This is a genomic window from Halorussus vallis, from assembly GCF_024138165.1.
In the GTDB taxonomy this organism is placed as follows: domain Archaea; phylum Halobacteriota; class Halobacteria; order Halobacteriales; family Haladaptataceae; genus Halorussus; species Halorussus vallis.
In genome coordinates this window covers 1890014-1911206 of record NZ_CP100000.1, presented here as the reverse complement: position 1 = coordinate 1911206, position 21193 = coordinate 1890014, and the positions used below count along the sequence as shown (strand labels likewise).

The window sequence follows — 21193 nt, the reverse complement described above, 5'->3', positions numbered from 1 at the left end:
AGGGGGGAGCGACTACGCGTCGGAGGTGTCGGCGTCCACGTTCCGGAACTCGAAGCGCACGCCGCCCGCTTCGCTTTCGGTCACGCCGCAACTCCAGCCGTAGGTGTCGGCGAGTTCGCGGACGAACGCCAGTCCGAGTCCGGTCCCACCGCCGTTCGAGGCGGTCGTGTAGCCCGCTTCGAACACGTCCTCGCGGTCTGACTCGGGGATGCCGACCCCGTCGTCCTCGACGTAGAAGCCGTCCGGCAGGTCGCCGACCGTGACGGTGACGTCCGACCCGCCGTGTTCGACGGAGTTTTCGAACAGATTCCGGAACAGGTGGCGGACGTAGGTTTCGTCGGTCGGTATCGCGCACCCGACCCCGACGTCGAGGGTCGCGTCGGGGGTATCCACGTCGTCCCAGGCCTCTCGAGCGGCGTCGGCGAGTCGGACCGACGAACACTCGTCGATCGCCTCGCGGTCGCGGGTCAGCACCAGCATCACGTCGATGATGTTCTCGATGCGGTCGAACGCATCCGTGACGTGCTCGACGGCCGTTGAGTCGGCCTCGTCCGGCAACTGCTGGCCGTAAATCTGGCCAATGGTGACGGGGTTGCGCAGTTCGTGGGCGAGCATGCTCGCGAACGATTCGAGGCGCTCGTTCTTGGATTCGAGTTGCTCCTCTCGGTTTGAGCGTTCGAGTTCGTACTGCACCCACTGGCCCATCAGGTGGTGGAACGTCCGCTCGGCCTCCGAGAACCCTCGTTCGCGCGGCTCCGTCGAGACGAAAAAGAGCGTCCGGTCGGGGCCATCGTCGAGTTCGAGGCGGGTCCCGAGGTATGCTTTCACGCCGAACTCCTCGTACGCCAGCGTCCCCTGGAAGCCGCTGTCGAGCGGGTCGGTGATGCCCTTCACGTCGGTTTCGTCGACGAAGACGCGACAGTACGTCTCCGAGAGCGCGACCTGTGCGCCCGGCACCAGGTGCTCGTGGTCGCCGCTGATGGTCTCGACCTCGAAGTGGTCGGACTCCGGGTCGATTCGGGCCAGTCCGCCGAGTTCGAGGTCGAAGCGCTCGCAGCCGAGTTCGAACAGCGCCTGGAGTTTCTCCTCGAACGTCCGGTCGGCGTCGGCCGTGATCTCGTACAGGGCCCGCTGGTGGCGCTCGCGCTGACGGCGTTCGAGTTCGTACTTCACCCACTGGCCCAACAGTCGGTTGAACGACCGCTCCTCGTCGGAGAACGGTTCGCTACGGGACTGCGAGGAGACGAAGAAGAACGTCCGGTCGAAGTCGCCGTCGACCTCGACGTAGGTGCCGAGGTACGCTTTCAGCCCGAACTTTCGGTTGACGGTGACGTCGTCGTACCCGTCCGCCCGCGGGTCGGAGACGCTCGCCGGCCCCTTCGCCTCGGTGGCGGCGGTGCAGTAGGTTTCCGACAGCGGGAGTTCGAATCCCGGCTCGAAGTGCTCGTGGTCGCCGCTGGTGTACTCGATTTCGAAGCGGTCGGTTTCCGGGTCGACCGTGGCCATCGCGCCGAGTTCGAGGTCGAAGCGCTCGCAGCCGAGTTCGAACAGCGCCTGAAGCTTCTCCTCGAACGTGCGGTCCGGACTGGCCGTGATTTCGTTCTGCTTGCGCAGGTACCGCTGGCGCTCCTTCAACTCCGTCTTCACTTCGGTCCGCTCCCGGAGCGTCCCCATCATCCGGTCGACCTCCCGGGCCGCGTCGTCGGGACCGAAGTACTCCTCCGGCGGCGTGTAGTAGACGTTGTGGTACACCGTGCTGTCGGCGATGAGGTGCGGGTGGGTCCGGACGACGTCGCGGACGACTTCCGGGGGAAACCGCTCGCGGTTGTACTGACAGAGGACGGCGTAGTCCTCGCCGGAGTAGACGGTGTTGAGTATCGCCTCGTACTCGGTCAGTTCGTCGAGGCTCGCGTCGCCGTCCAGCGCCCACGTCATCTCCGCCGCCGCCCTGACGCCCGCGTACCCCTCTTCGTCCTTCGCTCGCCGGAGGGTATCCTCCCAGAACTCGACCATCGCGCCCCTGTCGAAGTCACCGGTTCTGAGGTACGTGTCCGCCTTCGTATGGATGGAGAGCTGTCCGGAATCGATGGCGGCGTCCACGTCGACGCCGCGGTTTCGCATCGCCGCCAGCACCGCCTCTTCGGAGTTCTCGTCTGCGACGTAGAGGCATCGCTCGCCGCGTTCGAGTCCCTGTTCGATGAACGGCACGGCCGCCGCGAACTGCTCGCGCCGGTCGGTGTAGATGGACGCGAGATGGTCGTTCGCCACCTCGTCGTCGTGGTCGTGGTGTTGGGGAGGTTCGACCGGTCCGCGGAGCGCGGGACTCCAGCGTAGTCCCTCGATTCCGCTCTGTACCCGCGACGCGTCGGACCGCTCCTCGGGGTCGGTCCCTTGGCTCATTGCCCTCGATAGAGTTCAGGGAGTCAAAAAGTTGGTGCTGTGCGTGCGACTATCTCAATCAACGACATTTCAACGAGTATATAAACGTTTTCCGACGAAGGCCGGGTCCCCGAACCCGCTCACCCGGACAACAACTGCGGCCCGAACACCATCAGCAACAGGCTCACCAGCATCACGAGGCCGATGGTCGTCGTGACCATCGTCGTGAGTTCGCGGCCCTGGTTCGTCGGGAGCCGCGAGACGATGGCCTCCGTGCTCATCCGGAGGATGTGGCCGCCGTCGAGCGGGAACGCCGGGATGCAATTGAAGAACCCGAGGTTGAGGTTGACCCACCCGGTCCAGAACAGAACGTTGGCGAACAGGAACAGCCCCCAGTCGCCGAGGAACGACAGCGGCCCGCCCGCGGCGGTGTAGAAGCCGCCGTTCCACGCCACGAAGCCGGCGAAGTTGTACGTGGTCTGGAGCGAGACGCTGGCAAACGGCAACAACAGGACGCCGAGCATGCCCGAGAGGAACGAGGCCACGGGGCCGAGGCTCCCGCCAGCGAAGTTACCAAACTGCCCGCCCAACAGCGAGAGGTACTGCGCGGCCGGGTAGAGTTGGACGCCGAAACTGCTGAGGGTGATGCCGCTGGTCCCCTGCATGACGTAGACGCCCATGATGGCCTCGCCGTTGGCGTTCTGGCCGAGCGTCACGTCGTAGGTCCGGGGCGTGCCGTTGACGTAGGCCTCGACGGTGACCGTCTGTTCCGGCCGACGTCGGTCGAGCGTGGCGCTCAGGTCCGACGAGTTGGTGATGCGCTCGCCGTCTATCTCGGTCACGACCACCGTCCCCGAGGTCGGCAGGCCCGCCTTCGCGCTCGGGCCGCTCGACTGGACGGTCACGAGCGCGCCGACGGGTCCGGTCGCGGTCGTTCCGTTCTCGGTCCGGAGCGTCGCCACCTTCCGGTCGGCGACGGCGTCGTAGAAGCCCTCTTCGGTGTGGACGTTCGTCCCGTTGACGGCGGCGATGGTGTCGCCCTTGTCGAGCGTGCCGGCGAACGGCGAGTTCGTGTAGATGCCGGCGATCAGCAACGAGCGCCGAATGCTCGCGGTTCCGCCGCCCGCCAGTTCGACCGAAACCGTCCGGCCCTCGACGGTCGAGAGCGTCCGACCGAGGTCCTCGTTGCTCTCGACCGCCTGCCCGTTCACCGCGACGATGCGGTCGCCGGCCTGGAGCTTTCCGTCGGCGGCCGACCCCGGCATGACGCCCCCGACGGCCGCGCCGGGCGCGACCGCGATGGAACCGACGACGGGACCGAAGAGTAGCAAGAACGAAACCAGCACAATCGCGAAGTTGTTCGTCACGCCCGCGGCGAACATCCGGCTCTGGCTCCCGCGGTCGGCCTCCCGCCTGCTCTCTTCGTCCGGTTCGACGAACGCGCCGACCGGGAGGATGGCGAGCGCCGCGATGCCCATCGACTCGATCTCGATGTCCTCGACCCTGCACATGATGGCGTGACCACCTTCGTGGACGACGAGGCCGACGAGCAGGCCGAACATGATTTCGGGCGCGACCGACAGCGGGAGGAACTGGTTGACGCCGGGGATGACTAGGACGTTACGCGGCTGGGTGGCGACCGACGGCGCGGGGGGATTCTGGATGACCGAAACCGCCTGAACCACGAGCAGGAGGAACGTCCCGACCATCACGACGAGCGCGATGCCGAGGCCGAAGTTCCCCCACGCCCGCCAGAAGCGCTTCGGGCGCGCGAGCAAGTTCAACAGCTGCTTGCCGCGCTTGGTGTGAATCGTCAGAATCGGCCCCTGGGTTCCGACGTACGCCGGAAGCAGCCCCTGTGAGTCGAGATACAGCGCTCCGAGCCAGTACAGCGCGATCCCGACGAGTACCCACACGAGGGTGTCGTTCATCGCACGGAAAAAAGGACGCGGCGGTCAAATGCGTTTGGGAACGCCGTCGACGCTACTTGGACGAGGAGGACTGCGACCCGGACGGGGAGTCTGCGGTCTGCCAGTCCTCTTCGAGGTTCTGCTGCTCAGAGCCCTTCTTCTTCTGGCGCTGGCGGATCTTTCGGGCGGCGGCGACGCCCGCGGCGGTGCCACCGAGGACGGCGAACCGGCGGCCGTACTTTCGGATGCGGCTCTTGCCGCCGGACTGAGAGCTTCCCGACTGGGACTGCTGGTCGCTCGACTGCGACTGCGAACTCTCGGACTGGGACTGCTGCTGACCGCTCGATTGCTTGTCGGTCGACTGGTGACTGCTCGACGTGCCCGACGAGCCCTGCGACGATTCGATCTGTTTCGGTTCCGCTGCCTCGACGCGCTTGAGCGCCGGTTTCTCCAAGTTGAGTTCGATCAGGGACATAAGTATCTCCTATCTATCGGACCGACTGTACCGCGTCGGCCGACTTCAACGTAAATTAACGGCGACGAGTCACTTTGTTATGCAGTCGTTACGACTCCGTAGGAACAGCCTAACCCCGCCGTCGGAGCCGGGTTAGCACGAACTCGCGGTCGAGTTTCGCGAGGAACGGGCCGAGTTTCGGTCCCTGCTCGTCGTCGAAAAAGAGCCGGTAACCGACCGAGAAGAACTCGCCGATGTCGATGTCGTGACGCTTCGCGGTTTCGTATATCTCGCCCTGTATCTCGTCGGGGTCGTCGTGGGTTTCGACGAAGTCGGCGAGTTCGTCGAGCGCGGCCTCGGTTTCGGCGTCGAGGTCCACGGCGGGCATCTCGGTCCGCTTCAGGTCGTAGTCGAACTCGTTTTCGGTCCGGCGGGCCCACTCGCGGGCGCGCTTGACTCGGCCCAGCGCCATCTCGACGGCCCACTCCGGCGCGTCGTCGGCGACGTGGCCCTCCCGGCGGGCGATTTCCTCTCGAAGCTCGGGGTCGTCGGTCATCCCGAGCACGGCTGCGAAGGTGTAGGGTAGTCGCACTCGCTCGCGGAAGGTGTCGGTGATGACGTCGCCGAGTCGGGCGCGGCGGTCGGGGTCGGTGACGGGGACGCTGTCGCGCTCGCGGTCCGAAATTGGCTCGCCGTCGGCGTCGAATCGGGCGGCCACGGAGGGGCGAATCACCGGCGGGTACGACGCGTCGGCTATCTCGACTTCCTTCTCCTCGGCCTCGCGCTCGTCGTAGAACGTCGCCTCCAGTTCGTCGAAGTCGTCGACGAGGAAGTCGAGGTGCTCGACGTTGAAGTCCCGGGCCTTGCTGGGGTTCTTGGTGAAGAAGTACCGCAACACCTCCGGCTCTATCGTCTCCAGAACGTCCTGAACCATCACGACGTGACCTGACGACGAGGAGAATGGCTCGCCGTCGAGGGTGAACCACTCGTAGGCCATCGGGACCGGCGGATCGATTCCGAGCACGTTCCGGGCCACGTCCGACCCGCTGGGCCACGAGCCCTCGGCGTGGTCCTTGCCGAACGGCTCGTGGTCGACGCCGAGCACCTGCCACTGGGCGGGCCACTCGAAGCGCCACGGGAGTTTGCCCTCTCGAAGCGAGGCGGTGCCCTCGTGGCCGCAGCCGTCGATGGTCTGGTCGCCGGCCTCCATGTCGGTGCAGACGTACTCGACGGTGGTTTCTTCGGGAGATTCGCCGAGGTTCACGGCCGTCACCGTCTCGGTTATCTTGCCGCACTCCTCGCAGACGGGGTTGAACGGGACGTAGTCCTCGTCGACCTTGTCCTGGTAGTGGGCGAGCACCTCGCGGGCCGTCTCGCGGTTCTCCAGCAGGTAGTGGGTCGCGTCCTCGAACTCGCCCGACTCGTAGAGGTCGGTGTTCGAGACCATCTCGACCGGGATGCCGAGCAGTTCGGCGCTCCGCTGGATGAGGTTCGCGAAGTGGTCGCCGTAGGAGTCACAGCATCCGAAGGGGTCCGGAATCGCGGTGTAGGGCTTGCCGAGGTTCCGCCCGAGCGCGCCGGCGTTCACGTCCCCGAGGTCCACGACCTCGCCGTCGAGGTCGGCGAGCTTTCGCGGGAGGCCCCGCAGGGGGTCGCGGTCGTCGGCGGTGAACACCTGTCGGACCTCGTGGCCCCGGTCGCGCAGAGCTTCGGCCACGAAGTAGCCCCGGACGATCTCGTTCATGTTGCCGAGGTGCGGGACCCCGGAGGGCGAGATGCCGCCCTTGATGACGATGGGGTCGTCGGGGTCGCGGTCGGGGTCCTCGCGCACGCGGTCAAGCACCTTCTCGGCGACCGATTCGGCCCAGAAGGCGTGGGGCTGGGGTCCCTGGAGCACGTAGGGGTCGTCGTCGGGGTGCATCGCCCGGTCTTCCGCGTCGTCGCTCATCGCTCGTCGCTCACCCAGTAGGTCATCTGGTCGTCGGTGCCCTCGGGGATGATGTCGGTGCCGTCGTGCTCGCCGAATCGGACCGCGTCGGCGACCCGCTCGGGTTCGGTGCCGTCGAGGACGATGGTTCGGACGCCCGATCGCTCGATGAGTTTGGCCGCCAGCAGGTCGACCGGCGCGGAACTGCCGGCGGTCATCTCGATGCCGGCGATGACGTCGACCAGTTCGCCGGCGTCGAGTTCGTCGAATTTCTGAGCGTCGGCGTTCTCGTTGGGGTCGTCGCTGAACACGCCGTTGACGCTGGTCGCGTACACGAGCAAGTCGGCGTTGACGTACTCCGCGAGGGCGGCGCTGACGGCGTCGGTGGTCTGGCCGGGGGTCACCCCGCCCATCACGGTGATGTCGCCGCGGTGCATCGCGCGGCCGGCCGCCTCGTAGTCCTTGGGCGGACTGGGCGCGGCCTGCTCGGAGAGCGCGGCGATGAGAAGCCGGGCGTTCAGCCGCGTCACGTCGATGCCGATGTCGTCGAGTTCGATCTCGTTCGCGCCGAGGTCGCGGGCCGCGCCGATGTACTCGCGGGCGACACCGCCCCCGCCGACGACGGTTCCGACGGTGCACCCTTCGGCGGCGAGGTCCTCGATGACGTTCGCGTGCGCCTGCACCCGCTCGGACCCGAGGTCGGGCGCGAGCACGCTCCCGCCGATGGAGACGACTACTTTCATTCTGTCGCCGAGTAGCCCGGACGCGGCCTTAAGGGTTGCCAACTGCCGGGCGCGCTCGGGTCACCGAAGCCTACTTGCGCGCCCCGGCCCATGGTTCGGCTATGTACGTGCTGGGCGTCGTCGGCCCCGACTCGGCGTCTCGGGCGGTCGCCGACAGGCTGGCTTCCCGACTCGGCGAAACCGCTCGCGTCGCGGAGGTCGAGCGCCGCGAAACTGACGTCGGCGCGGGCGAAACACCCGCGAGCGCGAAGTACCGGCTCTCCGAAAACGAGTGGTCGGCCTCCGGCGACGGCCGGACGCTGACGAGCGTGCTCGAAGACCTCGCACCCGACCACGACTACGCGTTGCTGGTCGGATTCCCGGATGCCGACGTGCCGACTGTGACCCTCGACGGCGCCGAGTGCCGGGGCGAGACGCTCGTGAAAGCCGTGGAAGCGAGCGACGTCGACCCCGAGGAGGTCCTCGCGAAACTCGAGGCTATCGAACCCTACGAGACGCTAGAGTCGCTGGTCGCCCGCGCGAAGGACTCGGAGGCCGCGCCGTACTCGGGCGCCATCGCCACCTTCACCGGCCGGGTACGCGCGAAGGAGGACCCCGAGGACGAATCGACCGAGTTCTTGGAGTTCGAGAAGTACGAGGGGGTCGCCGAGGAGCGAATGGCCGCCATCGCCGCCGAACTCGAGGAGCGCGAGGGCGTCTTCGAGGTGGTGATGCACCATCGGACGGGCGTCATCGAGTACGGCGAGGACATCGTGTTCGTGGTCGTGCTGGCGGGCCACCGCGAGGAGGCGTTCCGGACGGTCGAGGACGGCATCAATCGGCTGAAGGACGAGGTGCCGATCTTCAAGAAGGAGGTCACGACCGACGAGCAGTTCTGGGTCCACGAGCGGTCGTAGGTCGCTCCCGGTCGGTGGCGCAGGTGGTTTCGACCGACCCGGCGACCGCGCGCGCCGTCTCGAACTGCCCGCGATTTCCGGTTCGAATTCCGCCGGAGCGCCGCACGACCGTGTCGATTGTCATCCATCCGCAAGACGATGGACGACAGTCTCGAAGGAAGTGAAACGAAGTCCCAGAGGGACTTTTGAACTATCTAAGGCGCGAAGAAAACGTCGTAAAAAGTGGCTTTCACCTCATTTTCCGCCCACGTGTTTTCCGATTGAGGTGAACGCTCGGAAAACGACACTAATCATCTGCCCTTTATAACACCCCTCCGGTCAAAGCGGGGAGTGAGGCATGAGCGCAACCACGAAGCCCTCCGAAGCCCCCGAACCGCAGTCGAAGGAACAGCGGCTCAAGGCGTTCCTCGCGCGTGAAGCCGCCGACGGCGAGATGTACTTCAAGAGCAAGTTCATCGCCGACGAAGTCGGTCTCTCCGCCAAGGAGATCGGCGCCCTGATGGTCAAGCTCAAGGACTCCGCCGTCGACCTGGAGATCGAGAAGTGGTCGTACACGAGCGCGACGACCTGGCGGGTCTGTTCCGCGTAACGTCGCCCGCGTAGCGTCCAGAACGCGTACCACGCCGTCCGGTGGTCCCCGGATGGTCCCTTCCGTTTCCGTTCATATTCCCCTTTTCGCGCAGGTAACGACGACCGGCGACGGGCACCGTCGCCGGTCGTCCCCATTTGCATAACCGGTCGTCCGCATCCGTACGACCGATTGCGATTCTCCGACCGTCGCCCGACCACTCGCGGCCCGAACCGCGCTACTTTTTTCTGGCCGCGCCCTCTTGTTCGGGCATGAAGCGACGCGCGTATCTGGGGTCCCTGGCCGCCCTCGCCGGTGCCGCTGGCTGTCTGAAGCCCGCGCGGAGTCAATCGGCCACCACCACGACCGAGGCCACCCAGTTCCGCATCCAGACGGTGACGATGGAACTGGAGATTCCGTGGGGCGTCGCGTTCGGCCCCGACGGCGACCTCTACGTCACCGAGCGTCCCGGCCGGATACAGCGCGTCACGCGGGAGAACTACCGCAAGGAGTTGCTGGCCGACCTCACCGACGTCGTCGCCCACCGGGGCGAGGGCGGCTTGCTGGGCCTGGCGTTCCACCCCGAAAAGTCGGACCTCGCGTACACCTACCAGACCTACGAGTCGGCCGACGGCCTCAGAAACCGGGTGGTCCGACACCGCGTCTCGGAGGACTTCGCCCGCGAGTCGGTGGTGTTCGATGGCATCCCCGGCGCGTACAACCACGACGGCGGCCGCATCGCGTTCGGTCCCGACGGCGCGCTCTACGTCACGACCGGCGACGCCGGCCACGGGAGCCAGGCCCAGGACCGCGACTCGCTGGCCGGGAAGGTGTTGCGACTCACGCCCGACGGGAAGCCGCATCCGGACAACCCCTTCGGGACTGCGGTGTACACCTACGGCCACCGGAACCCGCAGGGGTTAGCGTGGCGCAACGGAACCCTGTACGCCACCGAACACGGGCCCGACGAGGCCGACGAAATCAACGTCCTCCGGGCGGGCGAGAACTACGGCTGGCCGAAGGTGACCGGAGCGAGCGACCGCAAGCGGTTCACCGACCCCCTGACGTCCTACACGCCGACCGTCGCGCCCGGCGGTGCGACGTTCTACGACGGCCCTATCGGCGACTGGCGGGGAGACTTCTTCTTCGGGACGCTGGCGGGCCAGCACCTCCGCCGGGTGCGAATCGACGACCGGGGGAACGTGGTCGAACAGCAGCGCCTGCTGGACGGGAAGTACGGCCGTCTCCGGACCGCCTTCGCCGGCCCGGGCGGCGACCTCTATCTCACGACGAGCAACCGCGACGGACGGGGGACCCCCGCGCCCCAGGACGACCGCATCCTGCGGATTCGGCCGGCCTGAGCGTTCTCACGTGGACCCGGTCGAGTGTTCTCTCGCGGATTCCGCCGAGTGTTCTCTCGCGATTCGCTCATCGCCTGCGCACGAGGCCGAGCGCGCCGTCCGCGAACAGTCCCAGGACCGAGAGGACCGCCGCGGCCAGCGTCAGCAGTTCGGGCAACTTCACCCACGCCGGGAAGACGAACGCGGCGTAGGCCTCGGCCTGTTTGAGGAGGCTCTCGACGCCCCCCGTGCCGACGTAGCGACTCTGGAGTTGGGACCCGGGGACGGTTTCGTGGTCCTCCTCCGGAACCGAGAGGCGGTCGGCGGTGTAGGGCATCATCACGCCCTCGTACTCCCAGACGACCTCGCCGCGTCCGTTTATCTCCACGATTCGGTTGTTGAAGGTGTCGACGATGAGCGTGTTGCCGTTCGGCAGGCGGTCGGCGTCCCGCGGCCAGTGGAGCAGGCCCCGACCGCCGTACTGCCAGACGACCTCCTCCGTCTGGGGGTCGAGTTCGACCACGCGGTCGTTCTCGCTGTCGGCGACCAGTAGCGTCCCGTTCCGGAGCATGTAGGGGTTGTGTTGGCGGTGGAGCACGCCGTGGTCGCCGGGCGCGCCGGTGACGTTCACGATTCGCTTCGTCTCGCGGTCGACCTCGATCACCGCGTCGAAGTTCCGGATCGAGAGCTGGAAGTTCCCGTTGGCCAGTTCGTCGATGTCGTTGACGTGCGTCCAGTCGGCCTCGCCGCCGGGGTTCGTGGGGCCGCCGTACCGCTCGCGGAACGCGGTCCCCGCGCCGAGATGTCGCTCGGCGTGCCACTCCCAGGTGATGTCGCCCGAGCGGTTCACGACGAACGCCCGGTCGTTGCCCATGTCCACGACCGCGGTCTTCCCGCCGTCGAGTCGGTCGACGTCGTGAACCTCGTGGTGGGTAATCTTCTCGTCGAACCACGAGTACTCCCAGACGACTTGCTTCGTCTCGGGGTCGAGTTCCTGGACCTTCGCCTCGATGCAGTGGTCGGACCGCTGGTCCAAGTGTTCGGCGGGGCACTCGGCCGGCGGAAGCTTCGTCGTCACCGCGACGAGGCGGTTGCCGTTCGCCAACTCCTCGACGTCGAACACCCGCGAGTCCTCGGGCGCGTACTCCCAGACGACATCGCCGTCATCGTTCACTACCACCGCCCGCCCGTCGGTGCCGTAGCTCTGCACGCCGATGAGGGTGTGGCCCTCGTACGGACCGCCCGCGGCCGAGGACGCCGAGAGCCCGCGGTCGGCCGCCAGTCCTTGCGCGCCGAACGCCACCCCGAGCAGCAACGCCACCCATGCCAGATACCGCATCCGCCTCCGTCGCTTCATGCGGTGGAGTGTCGGCCGACGGGGTTAAGCCCTGACGGTCCGCCGTCAGAAGACCAAAGTACCATGAGAACGTATGGCACGATATGGGCGTCTGGGGTTGGATCGTCCTGTACGTGCTGCTGTTCTCGCTCGTCCAGTTGCTCCTCTACCGGTACCTGCGGAGCGACGACGACGCGCCGCTGTTCCGCTCGACGCCGCCGAACGCCGACCGGGTCGCGCTCGAAGAGGTCACGGAGTTCGACGAGCGCCGGACCGACGACCCGGGGACGCTGGTCTGTCCGAACTGCGGCGAGGAGAACGAGACGGGGTACACGTACTGCCGAAGCTGCGTCAGGCCGATAACCGCGCGGTGAGTCCCGACGCTTCCGGTTCCGCCGACCGGACTCCGCCGCCCGCGCCGGTGTGAAAGTCATTTCTCGCTCCGCCCCGGAGGTGTCGGTATGCCGCGCGCAGTCGCCATCAACGTCGGGGCCAACACCAACGCCCCCGGCGTTCGAGGCCCCATCTACCCGGACGGAAGCTTCGAGTTCGTTCCGATTCCCGAGGACGCGCCGACCGGCGTCGCGGTGCCGACGTACGCCGACCTCGGTCTAGAGACCGAACTCCCCGCGGGCGCGGCCGAGACGCCGGTCCACCTCGACCCCGAGTTCGCCGAGTACCCCCAGTGCGACGGCTACACCTACGGCGACCCCTACGGCGTGAAGGCCCGGCCCCTGCTAGAACTAGAGGCGGGTGACTACGCGCTCTTCTACGCGACGCTCACGACCCGCGGCGACCCCGAGGAGGAGTGGATCGCCCCCGACTGGGGCGCCTACATCGTGGGGCAGTTCCGCCTCGCCCGCGACCCCGTCTCCGGCGAGGCGTACGCCGACCTGCCCGCGGACGAGCGCGAAGCGTTCGCCAGTAACGCCCACGTCAAGCGCGAGGAGTTCGACGCCGCGGTGTTGCTGGTCGGCGACGAGGCCGAGTCGGGACTGTACGAGACGGCGGTGCCGCTGAGTTCGCCCGAGCGCGGGTCGACAGCTAACGCGGTCGTCACGGAACTGTCGAGCGACTCGGGCAAGGGACCGTGGTGGCGCCGGCCCATGAAGTTCGGCGAGGCGGAGACGGCCGAACTACTCGAACGCGCCGAGATTCGGTGACGGGCGCTCACCCGTCCGTGATGAACGGGTTGAGCATCGGCATCCGACTCACGATGGTCGGGACCCTGATCACGTACGCGAGCACGATGGTCAGCGGTGCGAACGCCAGCGTCGCGGTCACGCTGATCACCATCGGCAGGGCGTCGGGCGGGACGGTGACTCCGCCGCCCCGTGTGTAGACGAGCATGACCAGGCCTATGGCGAGCAGCGTCGGAACGCCCACGTAGAGCAGGAACCGCGAGAGCTTCGCTAGTTGGTCCTGGAGGTACACCGTCTGGAGGTACTCCCGGGCGACGTTGTACGTCTGGAGGAGGTCTCCGAGGTCGTCGACCGCCGCGGCGGCGCGGTCGGGGAGCGCGCCGCCGTGTTCGTACTGGATTCGCTTCGCGCCGTGTAGCTGCCACGCGGTGCGGTAGTAGAGCATCGTGACCAGCGGGCGGAAGGTCCCGAACTTCTCCTCGGCGAGGACGGTGTCGACCATCGCCACGTCTTCGGTCACCGCCTCGGCGTACTCCCGGGCGTCTTCGCGCAACCTCGGGTCGGTCGCTTCGACTCCGACGCTCTCGATGACCCGCGCTCGCTCGTCTATCGCCGCCAGAATCGTCCGCACGAACTCGAAGGGGTCTATCGGGTTGTTCCTCACGCCGGCCAGTCGCTGGACGTCCCGACGGAACTCCGCGATTCCCTCGTTGCGCTCGCGGAGTACGTGGGGTTTGCCGAACTCCCGGGAGAGGACGAGTTGGTTGATGGTGATGAGCGTGAAGTTGCCGCCGATGAGCACGCTCAACAGGAGGACGACGCTGTCCTCGTTCCGGAAGGTGACCAGGCCCGTCGACCCGGCCCCGAGAAACGAGACGAGGACGCCGAGCAGGACGATGGCCGTGATCACGCCGCGGTTCGCCTCGAAGAAGAACCAGCGGCCGAACGCGGTCCGCGCCGGAAGCCTCGTCTCGAACCGGTCGCGCGGAACGTCTTCCTCCGGCAGGTCGTCCCGTGCACCCTCCTCCTTCTGCATGGTCGTGGGTCGGTCGGAGCGACCATAATCGTGTTCGCCGAGGCGAGGAGTCTGCGCTCGTCCGTCGGCCGAATCGTCGCGTGGACCGAACTACCAGGTTTCGGAGGTGACGTTCTCCGTCCGGCTTCGAACTCCGCGCCACATCTCGGCTCGCAAACGTTTATCCGTCGTCGGTAGGAGTCGCGACCATGTATCAGTACGAGGCCGTCGAACGGGTGATGCGGGAGAACGGGGGGTACGCGACGCTGAAACACCTGTATCAGCGCGCCCCGCGCGTCGACGGAAGCGAGTGGGGGACCAAGACGCCGAACGCCAGCATCCGTCGAATCGTACAGAACCGCGACCGGTTCTTCAAGATTCGCCCCGGCCTCTGGGCATTGAGCGACTGCCGGGACGAGTTGCCCGAACACGTCTACACCGAATCCGTCCCGGCGAAGGAGCGAGAGCAGTACGACCACTGGTACTTCCAGGGCCTGCTGGCGGAGGCCGGAAACGCGCGGCGCGTCGAGACGTGGGTGCCCTCCCAGGACAAGAACAGGGCGTTTCTGGACCGGAGGTTGGACGACGTGCGGAGTCTGGGGAACTTTCCCGAGTTCGGCTATCCGGAGTTACTGCGGCGCGCCCGCACGGTCGACGTTCTGTGGTTCAACGACCGGCGGATGCCCGACAGCCTCTTCGAGGTTGAGTTCTCCACCGACTTCCAGAACTCGCTGCACAAGTTCTTGGACCTTCAGGACTACCACGCCAACTTCGTCATCGTCGCCGACGAAACCCGAAAGGGTCAGTTCGAAAAACGCATCGACCAGACCGGCTTCGAACCGATTCGCGACCGCGTCGACTTCTTCACCTTCGAGGACGTGTCCGATCTTCACTCTGCGATGAACGAGACGGACGTCCTGCACCGCCTCTCGTGAATTGACGCCGCGCTCTCGGTGGGTGAAATTACGAACGGGAGATACGGAGAGATGCGCCGACCGGGAGTCGAACCCGGGCTATGAGCTTGGGAAGGCAACCATGTCAAACGTGCGAAATTTCCTGTCACACACCCCGCAAACCCTCATCCATCCAGCATAATTTCACACGCAACCTTCACCCCAACGCGTCTCCGTCTGGCATTCTCGTTCGCTGGCGGTTCCGAGCTCCTCGGCTCGTAGTACTATCTGCTATTTTATAAAGACCCACACCGTGAACTCCCAGCTTATTCGCTTAGCCCGAGTTCAGTTACAGTGAGAAAATCAGGATTAGAACCACGGTTATTCAACAAAAACCAGAATTTCCTATCATCGGGACGCACAGTCTTGGTGTACACTGCTCATCCAGAGAAATAATAGATTTGAGTAAATTGGGGAGAACAGGTACTGTGACGGATGACACCAGCATCCAAAGGAAATTACGCTCTGAGTTTCTACTATGAAATACCGGTTGGATAAGCTCCCAACTTATCCACGGGGGTCGGAAATGATTGGGGATCTCGTCCCTAAGAACCTGTTTCAATCCAGATCTGAGACAGGACTCATATCCTCCTCGTCGGAAGCGGGTTGTGCTTCGATGGCGGCGGTTGCTGTGATTCCGAGAAGATCAGTGAGGTCCCCCTCGAACTCCCGTGTCTGGTCAGAAGCTCCTCTCTTGGCATGTGCTGCCTCATGAAGCAGCAGTCCTACAAAACCTGGTTTACTGTCTAAGACATTCCGCTTGACTACGATGCGCCGCTCCTGAGGCTCCCAAAGTCCTTGTGCCTTCCATCCGGAGTCAAGGCTTCGCATGGTTTCAGAGATCCGGACCTCGTCGATCTTGTCCTCTAACTGGACGAGTGAGAGCACTTTGTCCTTGAGCTCCCAGACCTGTGCTTCTTGCTCTGTGAGATCGGTTTCGTCTACCCATTCGAACTCGAAGCTGTCCTGCCATTCGTCCTGGAAGACATCGACATCTCGTATTTCTCCTCCTTCAATATCTGAAGTAGAGTGAAGCTCCCTTCTAGTACTGTCGGGAACTGTTACAATCCGTTTGCCGTCGCCTCGTGCCCGGTCTACCAGGTCTTTGAGCTGGCCCTGTTCTTCTGCGGTAACGAACATGGCCTCGTCACGTGCGTTCAGTACCTTTGCTGCGTGGACCTGGACCGGTTTCCATGAGAGCTCATCATGGTTGGTTCCTTCCTGGACTTTTTCGAGGTCGTCCACCAATCGTTCCGCAACGTCGCCCGACTCACAGTCTTGGAGAATCCTTTTGACACGGGAGGTGTAGGCTGTTCTTCCGACGTTCGAGCGTTCACGGTTCAACGCGTCCCGGATCTTCTTCATAGTATTTGTGATGTTGTAGCTGAACAGGAAGTCTTGCTCCGTAGCCACCTTCAAACCGGTTACGTAGATCTGGGCTTCATCGGTTGCTGGCTCGTAGATCTCTCCGAACCGTGTCTTCTCCAGTAGTTTTGCGTCAGTATAGGTCAGGAAGTTCTGCTTCGCTTCCTCGATATCCTGTTTGGTGCAGCCGTCAAGGATTACTTCGGTTCCGTCAAGATCCGGATGCTCGGTCTTCCGTATCACTGCGTGAAGCGTTTCCACATCGTCGAACCCGGCCTTCGAAGCCTGTTCGACACTAAACGAAATGTACGGGGAGTGAACGGTGACATCGACGTCCTGACGGTAGAGAACTGCTAATGCGTCTTTGAGTCCGACGCCGAACTTTCCGATCACCTTGTCGGGATTGTTCAGCTTCTCTTCGTCCTCTCCCTGTGTCAAGTCTTGGTGGGTAAGCCCACGTCCGTAGTCACGGATATGCCACCGGCCCTGTTTGTCCTCGAAGATCTCCGGTTCCTCTGTGTTTGACAACGCGCTCTCGTCCAAGGCGTTAGCGATTAGCTCCCGTATTCCGTCGCTGGCCTCCCAGGCCTCCAGCAACTCTTCCTCCATGTTGAGGTCGAACTCTTTCGGCCACTCACCGCTCATCGGATCCGCCCCCACAGAGTTCCTATTGGGTTATGGGTCTCTTCGGAGATATGGTGCAGTTCTCTTGTCATACAACCGGTTATTTCTCAGTACATTTGAATATAGGTTACTCTCTATAAAATGGAGATATCTGTTGCTATTGGCGTACCATCTCGATCTGTTTGAGAGAAGGTTACAATGTCACCGACTGTAGGAATAGAAGTCACGTCGTCCGGTTCAAATGAGATTTTGTTACCTTCTTCCCCTTCTTCGTATTGAGTGATGGAACGGGGGGATCCTGCGCCATCGTGGTGGTTCAGTTTGCAGATGAAGCCGTATTCATTTTCAGTATCTTGGTCGATCCGGGTCAGGTGTCCGTGCATTGCCTGACGCTGCGCTCTCTCCCAGTTCATCAATATTTCATGTAGGGCATACCAAGATAGAATCCCGATGCTGATTAAATCTGGACGAATCCTATCTCCTGATGGTCCGTGCTCCACATCGTTTCGTTTGCTACGACATTCATGTATCGCGTAGTCATGGGTTACTTCATGATAGTCTGAGCCCAGATTCGGCTTCACAATCAGCTCAAACCAATGGAATAGGGTCGAGATATCGTCTTGCAGGTTGTTGTTCTCATTGAAAAGCTTCTGCTCATAGTCGAAGTCCTTAGCGATATCGAGGAGAATTCGACGGAGATGCCGGTTGATATCGTTAATCCGATCCGGGTTGTCAAACAGTTCCTGAGTATTGTCTTCCATTGTCTCGATTTCGCGCTCTATATCACCGACTAAATCTAGCTTGTCTCCTGTAATCCCTTGTTTCAGAACAGTTTCCCTGACCTCTCTTATAATTGATTTACACCTATCAGTTTGAATCTGGAGTTTGTTCGAATAGAACGTTTCTCCAAGATCTGCGGCCCCCATCTTACATCCCCTCCCGAAGGAGTTCCTCAATCCGAACCGCGATGTTGTGGTTTACACGGCCTTGGTTTAGCTGTTCAATTTTGGCTAATTCAGAGACAACCTCGTCTACTGAGTTGTGGTTCCGGAAATCAGGGACCTGGATATCGTTTAGAACAGATATTGAGAGATGAGGGATGGTTGTGCCTGTTGCAAGTGAGTTCAGCAGATCGCCACCCACAGGAGTGTTGAAGAACCCTTGGAAGGCCCGAGCCAAGGACTCGGATTCAAAGCGGACAACAACCCAGTTTGAGTGAGGGACAACCTCTCTTTCTGGGACATATGCGATATCTATGGTTCCTGCTGCACTAATCAACAGGTCTGTTGGACCTGCAGTAGCGGCATCTTCGATTTCGTTTTCATCGATAAATCGGCGTGATTCAGATTCACCGGTAACATCCGAAATTTTCAGATACTGGATGTCCCCTTCAGGAGTTACCTGCTCTGATGACAATCTGACCCCTCGACGGAATCCTGAACTGATTGAATTGAGAGATACAAAATCAGAGTATATCTCGTTTAGCCTGCTGTGAACCTCTTGCTGGGAAATAACCTTGCTTGGGATTAATACCTTATCCGGAATCTCAGATACCGGGAGCTCCAACCGCTGTTGGATATCTGGCTCAAAGTTCTCTATGTTTGAATCTTTTAGCCGATCTAATACTAAGAACTCGGTTGTATCCGAAACCTCTGGCTCTCGGTTCCTGATCTGGATGACCGCTAGATCTGAACGAACTGAGTCATAGAACGAACCATTCTCAACCTCAATGATTGACTCAATACAGTACTCTTTCTTGAGTTTGTCTCGGAGTCTTGCTGAATGATTACGCGATAGTATGCCAAGAGGGACTATCGCGGTGAGTAAACCATCTTCTTTGAGATAGTTTAGAGAGGAGTCGAGGAAGACATCTTCAATATTGGCGTTTTCCCAGTTGCTTAGTTCTTCGATAAGTTCCTCTTCTGAGAGCTTCAGTCCGATCGGCGGATCAAGTACAACGTGGTCAAATTCGGAGTGGAACGAGTCATCTCTCCAGGCAGTCTTTATACCATCTGCAACCTTGATCGAGATATCGGACTTTGTTAAGGTGTTGAGCGAGCTCGCAGTTTGAGCGATTTTCTGGTTGAGTTCGATCCCTTGGCTGTCAGCTTCAGGATTTGCCTGGGCAATTTCTCGCAGTATATTTCCCCAGCCCATAGCGGGGTCAAGTATCCGATCATCTGAGCTAATATCCAACTGTTCCGAGATATATTTAGCAGAAGGGATAGGCGTCCCATGTGAGGATTGGTCCTTAAGGAGAGACGGAATCTGAGCGACAAACTCTGATATTACTGTGTCGTCCGTTTGGCGTATGCTATATCCGTTGAGAACTCCTTGAATGATCCGAGATTGATCTAAGCTGTTCTCAGAAGCGGAGTTGTAAAACGGATACTTCTCCCGGATGTTCTGATCTATCTCGTCAATCTGTTGAATGAAACGTTGTTCCCATGCCGTTATCTCCTGCTGGTGTTCTTCAGCGATTGCTATACGCTGAGTTTCTCGAAGGAAATCTGCTATAGAGATCTCTTCCCCCAATTCTTCTTTACACAGACGGTTTGATTGTTCGTAACAGAAACGGAGTTCAGTATTAGTCTTGAACCCTCGCCGGTCTTCTAAATCGGCAGGACTTTGCGGCGGGGTTCCAGAGCTTATCTGAAGTTTGAAACCATCTACATTATACTCCTTGTAGATATAGTTGATATCGCCGGTTAAGAAGCCCAGAAAAGGAGGATTGGCTTGAGACTGGTAATGCCTTAATCGGTCAAATGCTTTCCACTGGCTCTTTTTATTGGAATGGGTCTTCGCTTCCGCAATCAATAACGGATTGTCGTCTTCATCGAAAACAGCAATATCTGGCCGGGAATCCGTACTAAGCCTATAATCTGATTGCACATTATCAGCATCGTATACCGTGGTGAATTCCTCAAATAACTCTGCAATCAGATCGGCTTCGTCCATGGTTTCACAACCTTCTCTGAGATTAATAAATTTTCTCTATAGACATGAGGAGTCGCGAATTCCCTTTCTTCAGGTACCTACTGTATTTTGGATAGCCAGAAGAAGTCAATCTAGTTGGTCAAGCTGTCTCAGTTTCTCCAGGACGCCTTCTTCTTCGAGTTCGGCCAACCGTTCGAGAACTTCCTGTTTTTCCTCTTTCTGGGTTTCTTGTTCGAGGTTGAGTGGTCGTCCGCAGTTCCGGCACTCTGTATGCACGTCCTGGTTCTCGGTTCCGCAAAACGAGCATGGAGTCATGGAGTCTTGGTCTTCCTCGACGTCGAGTCCGTATTCGTCTCTGATGGCTTTGTTGACGTCGTCGTTGTTCAAATGGACGTAGACCTTCGCACGATCTGAACCGGGTTTCCAGCCGGCGAACTTGTTCAACTGTTCGTAGCCCATGAAGGTCGCCACCTCGGTCAAACGAGTATGCCGTAAATTGTATGGTCGACGTTTGTTCTCCGGAATACTGGCGCGTTCACACGCATCCTGGAAACGCCTGAGGAAACTGGCGTACTTCCAACGGTCCTGTTTATCAGGTTGGTAGACACACTGGGAGTCAGAATGTTTCCGGGGCATTTTCCCGCATTTTTTGCATTGTTGCTGCTGTGTCTTCACCCATAACGGAACACCGGGGTCGTCTATATTCCCTAGTTCACCGCCAAGCGGATGCTGACTAATCCATTCACGCAAGGGTCTACCGCTTCTTACGAGTTGGTTAGTCCTGTCTGGAGTTCCTTTGATTCCTTCGAGGAAGATGAAGTCGCCTTTCTCGTTACTGGTAAAGTCACCGATGTTACGGGTAAGAAGTTCTCCGGGTCTTGCCGCGGTCTCGTATAGAACCATTGTGAAGGCGCGGTCACGACTGTTGATGAAGCCCTGGAACAACTGTTTCAATTCTTTTTTGGTGAATAGGTCGTCCCGGGAAACCGTGGAGGTCTTGCTGGTTGAGGCCTTGAAGAAGTCTACTTTCTCCGGGTGTTCGTTTCCACCGTTCTCGATTTTGTAGAACTTCTTTACTGTGGCTCGCATCGTATGCTTCGTGGAGTCGGCGTAGTCACTCCGGTTCAACGAGGCGATCACCTTCTTAAGTTCCTGTTCTGTTGCATTCTCTAGTTGGAAGTCTTGGGGTGAGAAGTTGAGCACCAGTGATTTCAACGCGGTGATCAAACGGCTTTGACGTACTTCGCTTAGGCCTTCTGCGGCGCATTCATCGATAAACCGGTGTATAGCGTCGACGTTCTCCCTTGAGAGTTCCGTGTCTTCCAGGTTTTGAAGCTGTTTGGGTACGTTAACGTATTTTTTAGTAGACATAATCTAGTTCACCTCTAAGGTTTGAAGGAAGGAGAGGTGACACCCGGTTTCAAATGGATTAGGTGTTCTGAAAGAGCTTTGAACCTTCCGTTAACTGTCCGGGTACTCGGTGTTTCTCTTGGCCGTTTCAGGCCTCAGTGCGGTTGGAGGACGAGGCACCCTCCTGGGGTGGTTCGGATGGGGCTTGCTCCAGTCCGTTTAGTGTTCCACGATCCCTCTCCTTCCTTCGTTTG

General features: G+C 61.2%; 17 protein-coding genes. 6 read left to right on the top strand and 11 right to left on the bottom strand.

The genetic code is table 11. From position 1 onward, the window contains the following. Positions 1-12 precede the first annotated feature (12 nt). The 5 genes from NGM07_RS09710 to pyrH all read right to left on the bottom strand — a co-directional run bounded on the left by NGM07_RS09710 (position 13) and on the right by pyrH (position 7413). Entirely contained in the window at positions 13-2400 is a 2388-nt protein-coding gene (locus NGM07_RS09710) for an MEDS domain-containing protein (protein ID WP_253520000.1), read from the bottom strand. Positions 2401-2519: 119 nt separating this feature from the next. Then, on the bottom strand, positions 2520-4310 hold the full coding sequence (locus NGM07_RS09705; RefSeq protein WP_253519997.1) for a site-2 protease family protein: 1791 nt from the start codon (positions 4308-4310) through the stop codon (positions 2520-2522). Positions 4311-4362: 52 nt separating this feature from the next. After that, a complete protein-coding gene (locus NGM07_RS09700; protein WP_253519994.1) occupies positions 4363-4764 on the bottom strand; it encodes a hypothetical protein in 402 nt (133 codons plus the stop codon). Positions 4765-4873: 109 nt separating this feature from the next. Beyond that, positions 4874-6691: a lysine--tRNA ligase gene (gene lysS / locus NGM07_RS09695; protein ID WP_382194206.1), complete on the bottom strand. Its 1818-nt coding sequence runs from the start codon at positions 6689-6691 to the stop codon at positions 4874-4876. Then, complete coding sequence (gene pyrH, locus NGM07_RS09690; RefSeq protein WP_253519991.1) at positions 6688-7413, bottom strand: UMP kinase; 726 nt, start codon at positions 7411-7413, stop codon at positions 6688-6690. The genes lysS and pyrH overlap by 4 nt, the downstream gene beginning before the upstream one ends. Before the next feature lie 101 nt (positions 7414-7514). Here pyrH and NGM07_RS09685 point away from each other — a divergent pair, with 101 nt between their 5' ends. The 3 genes from NGM07_RS09685 (at position 7515) to NGM07_RS09675 (ending at position 10238) form a co-directional block, all read left to right on the top strand. Further along, entirely contained in the window at positions 7515-8309 is a 795-nt protein-coding gene (locus tag NGM07_RS09685; RefSeq protein WP_253519989.1) for a molybdopterin synthase, read from the top strand. Between the two features lie 337 nt (positions 8310-8646). After that, positions 8647-8898 carry a DUF7123 family protein gene (locus NGM07_RS09680; RefSeq protein WP_253519987.1) on the top strand — a complete coding sequence of 84 codons (252 nt, stop codon included), beginning with the start codon at positions 8647-8649 and terminating at the stop codon, positions 8896-8898. Positions 8899-9149: 251 nt separating this feature from the next. Next, complete coding sequence (locus NGM07_RS09675) at positions 9150-10238, top strand: PQQ-dependent sugar dehydrogenase (protein ID WP_253519985.1); 1089 nt, start codon at positions 9150-9152, stop codon at positions 10236-10238. Positions 10239-10305: 67 nt separating this feature from the next. On the opposite strand, the gene NGM07_RS09670 is transcribed toward NGM07_RS09675, so the two are convergent. Beyond that, positions 10306-11574 (bottom strand): aryl-sulfate sulfotransferase, encoded by a 1269-nt coding sequence (locus tag NGM07_RS09670; RefSeq protein WP_253519983.1) that lies wholly within the window; start codon positions 11572-11574, stop codon positions 10306-10308. An 83-nt stretch (positions 11575-11657) separates the two neighbouring features. Between NGM07_RS09670 and NGM07_RS09665 the strand changes: the two genes are divergently transcribed. Then, positions 11658-11927, top strand: a complete 270-nt coding sequence (locus NGM07_RS09665) for a zinc ribbon domain-containing protein (RefSeq protein WP_253519981.1) — start codon at positions 11658-11660, stop codon at positions 11925-11927. An 87-nt stretch (positions 11928-12014) separates the two neighbouring features. Beyond that, positions 12015-12716 (top strand): Nmad3 family putative nucleotide modification protein, encoded by a 702-nt coding sequence (locus tag NGM07_RS09660; RefSeq protein WP_253519979.1) that lies wholly within the window; start codon positions 12015-12017, stop codon positions 12714-12716. A 7-nt stretch (positions 12717-12723) separates the two neighbouring features. On the opposite strand, the gene NGM07_RS09655 is transcribed toward NGM07_RS09660, so the two are convergent. Next, the gene (locus NGM07_RS09655) at positions 12724-13731 is read right to left on the bottom strand and encodes a DUF7972 family membrane protein (RefSeq protein WP_253519976.1); all 1008 of its coding nucleotides are present in this window, start codon (positions 13729-13731) and stop codon (positions 12724-12726) included. 188 nt (positions 13732-13919) lie between these two features. Here NGM07_RS09655 and NGM07_RS09650 point away from each other — a divergent pair, with 188 nt between their 5' ends. After that, positions 13920-14645, top strand: coding sequence for a type II restriction enzyme NmeDI-related protein (locus NGM07_RS09650; RefSeq protein WP_253519974.1), 726 nt, complete (start codon positions 13920-13922; stop codon positions 14643-14645). A 576-nt stretch (positions 14646-15221) separates the two neighbouring features. Here NGM07_RS09650 and NGM07_RS09645 read toward each other — a convergent pair. The 4 genes from NGM07_RS09645 to NGM07_RS09630 all read right to left on the bottom strand — a co-directional run bounded on the left by NGM07_RS09645 (position 15222) and on the right by NGM07_RS09630 (position 20960). Next, the gene (locus NGM07_RS09645) at positions 15222-16673 is read right to left on the bottom strand and encodes an ATP-binding protein (protein ID WP_253519971.1); all 1452 of its coding nucleotides are present in this window, start codon (positions 16671-16673) and stop codon (positions 15222-15224) included. A gap of 113 nt (positions 16674-16786) precedes the next feature. Beyond that, positions 16787-17578 (bottom strand): magnesium transporter CorA family protein, encoded by a 792-nt coding sequence (locus tag NGM07_RS09640; RefSeq protein WP_253519968.1) that lies wholly within the window; start codon positions 17576-17578, stop codon positions 16787-16789. 1 nt (position 17579) lies between these two features. Beyond that, on the bottom strand, positions 17580-19610 hold the full coding sequence (locus tag NGM07_RS09635) for an N-6 DNA methylase (RefSeq protein WP_253519966.1): 2031 nt from the start codon (positions 19608-19610) through the stop codon (positions 17580-17582). A gap of 105 nt (positions 19611-19715) precedes the next feature. Next, positions 19716-20960: a tyrosine-type recombinase/integrase gene (locus NGM07_RS09630; protein ID WP_253519963.1), complete on the bottom strand. Its 1245-nt coding sequence runs from the start codon at positions 20958-20960 to the stop codon at positions 19716-19718. Positions 20961-21193: the final 233 nt, after the last annotated feature.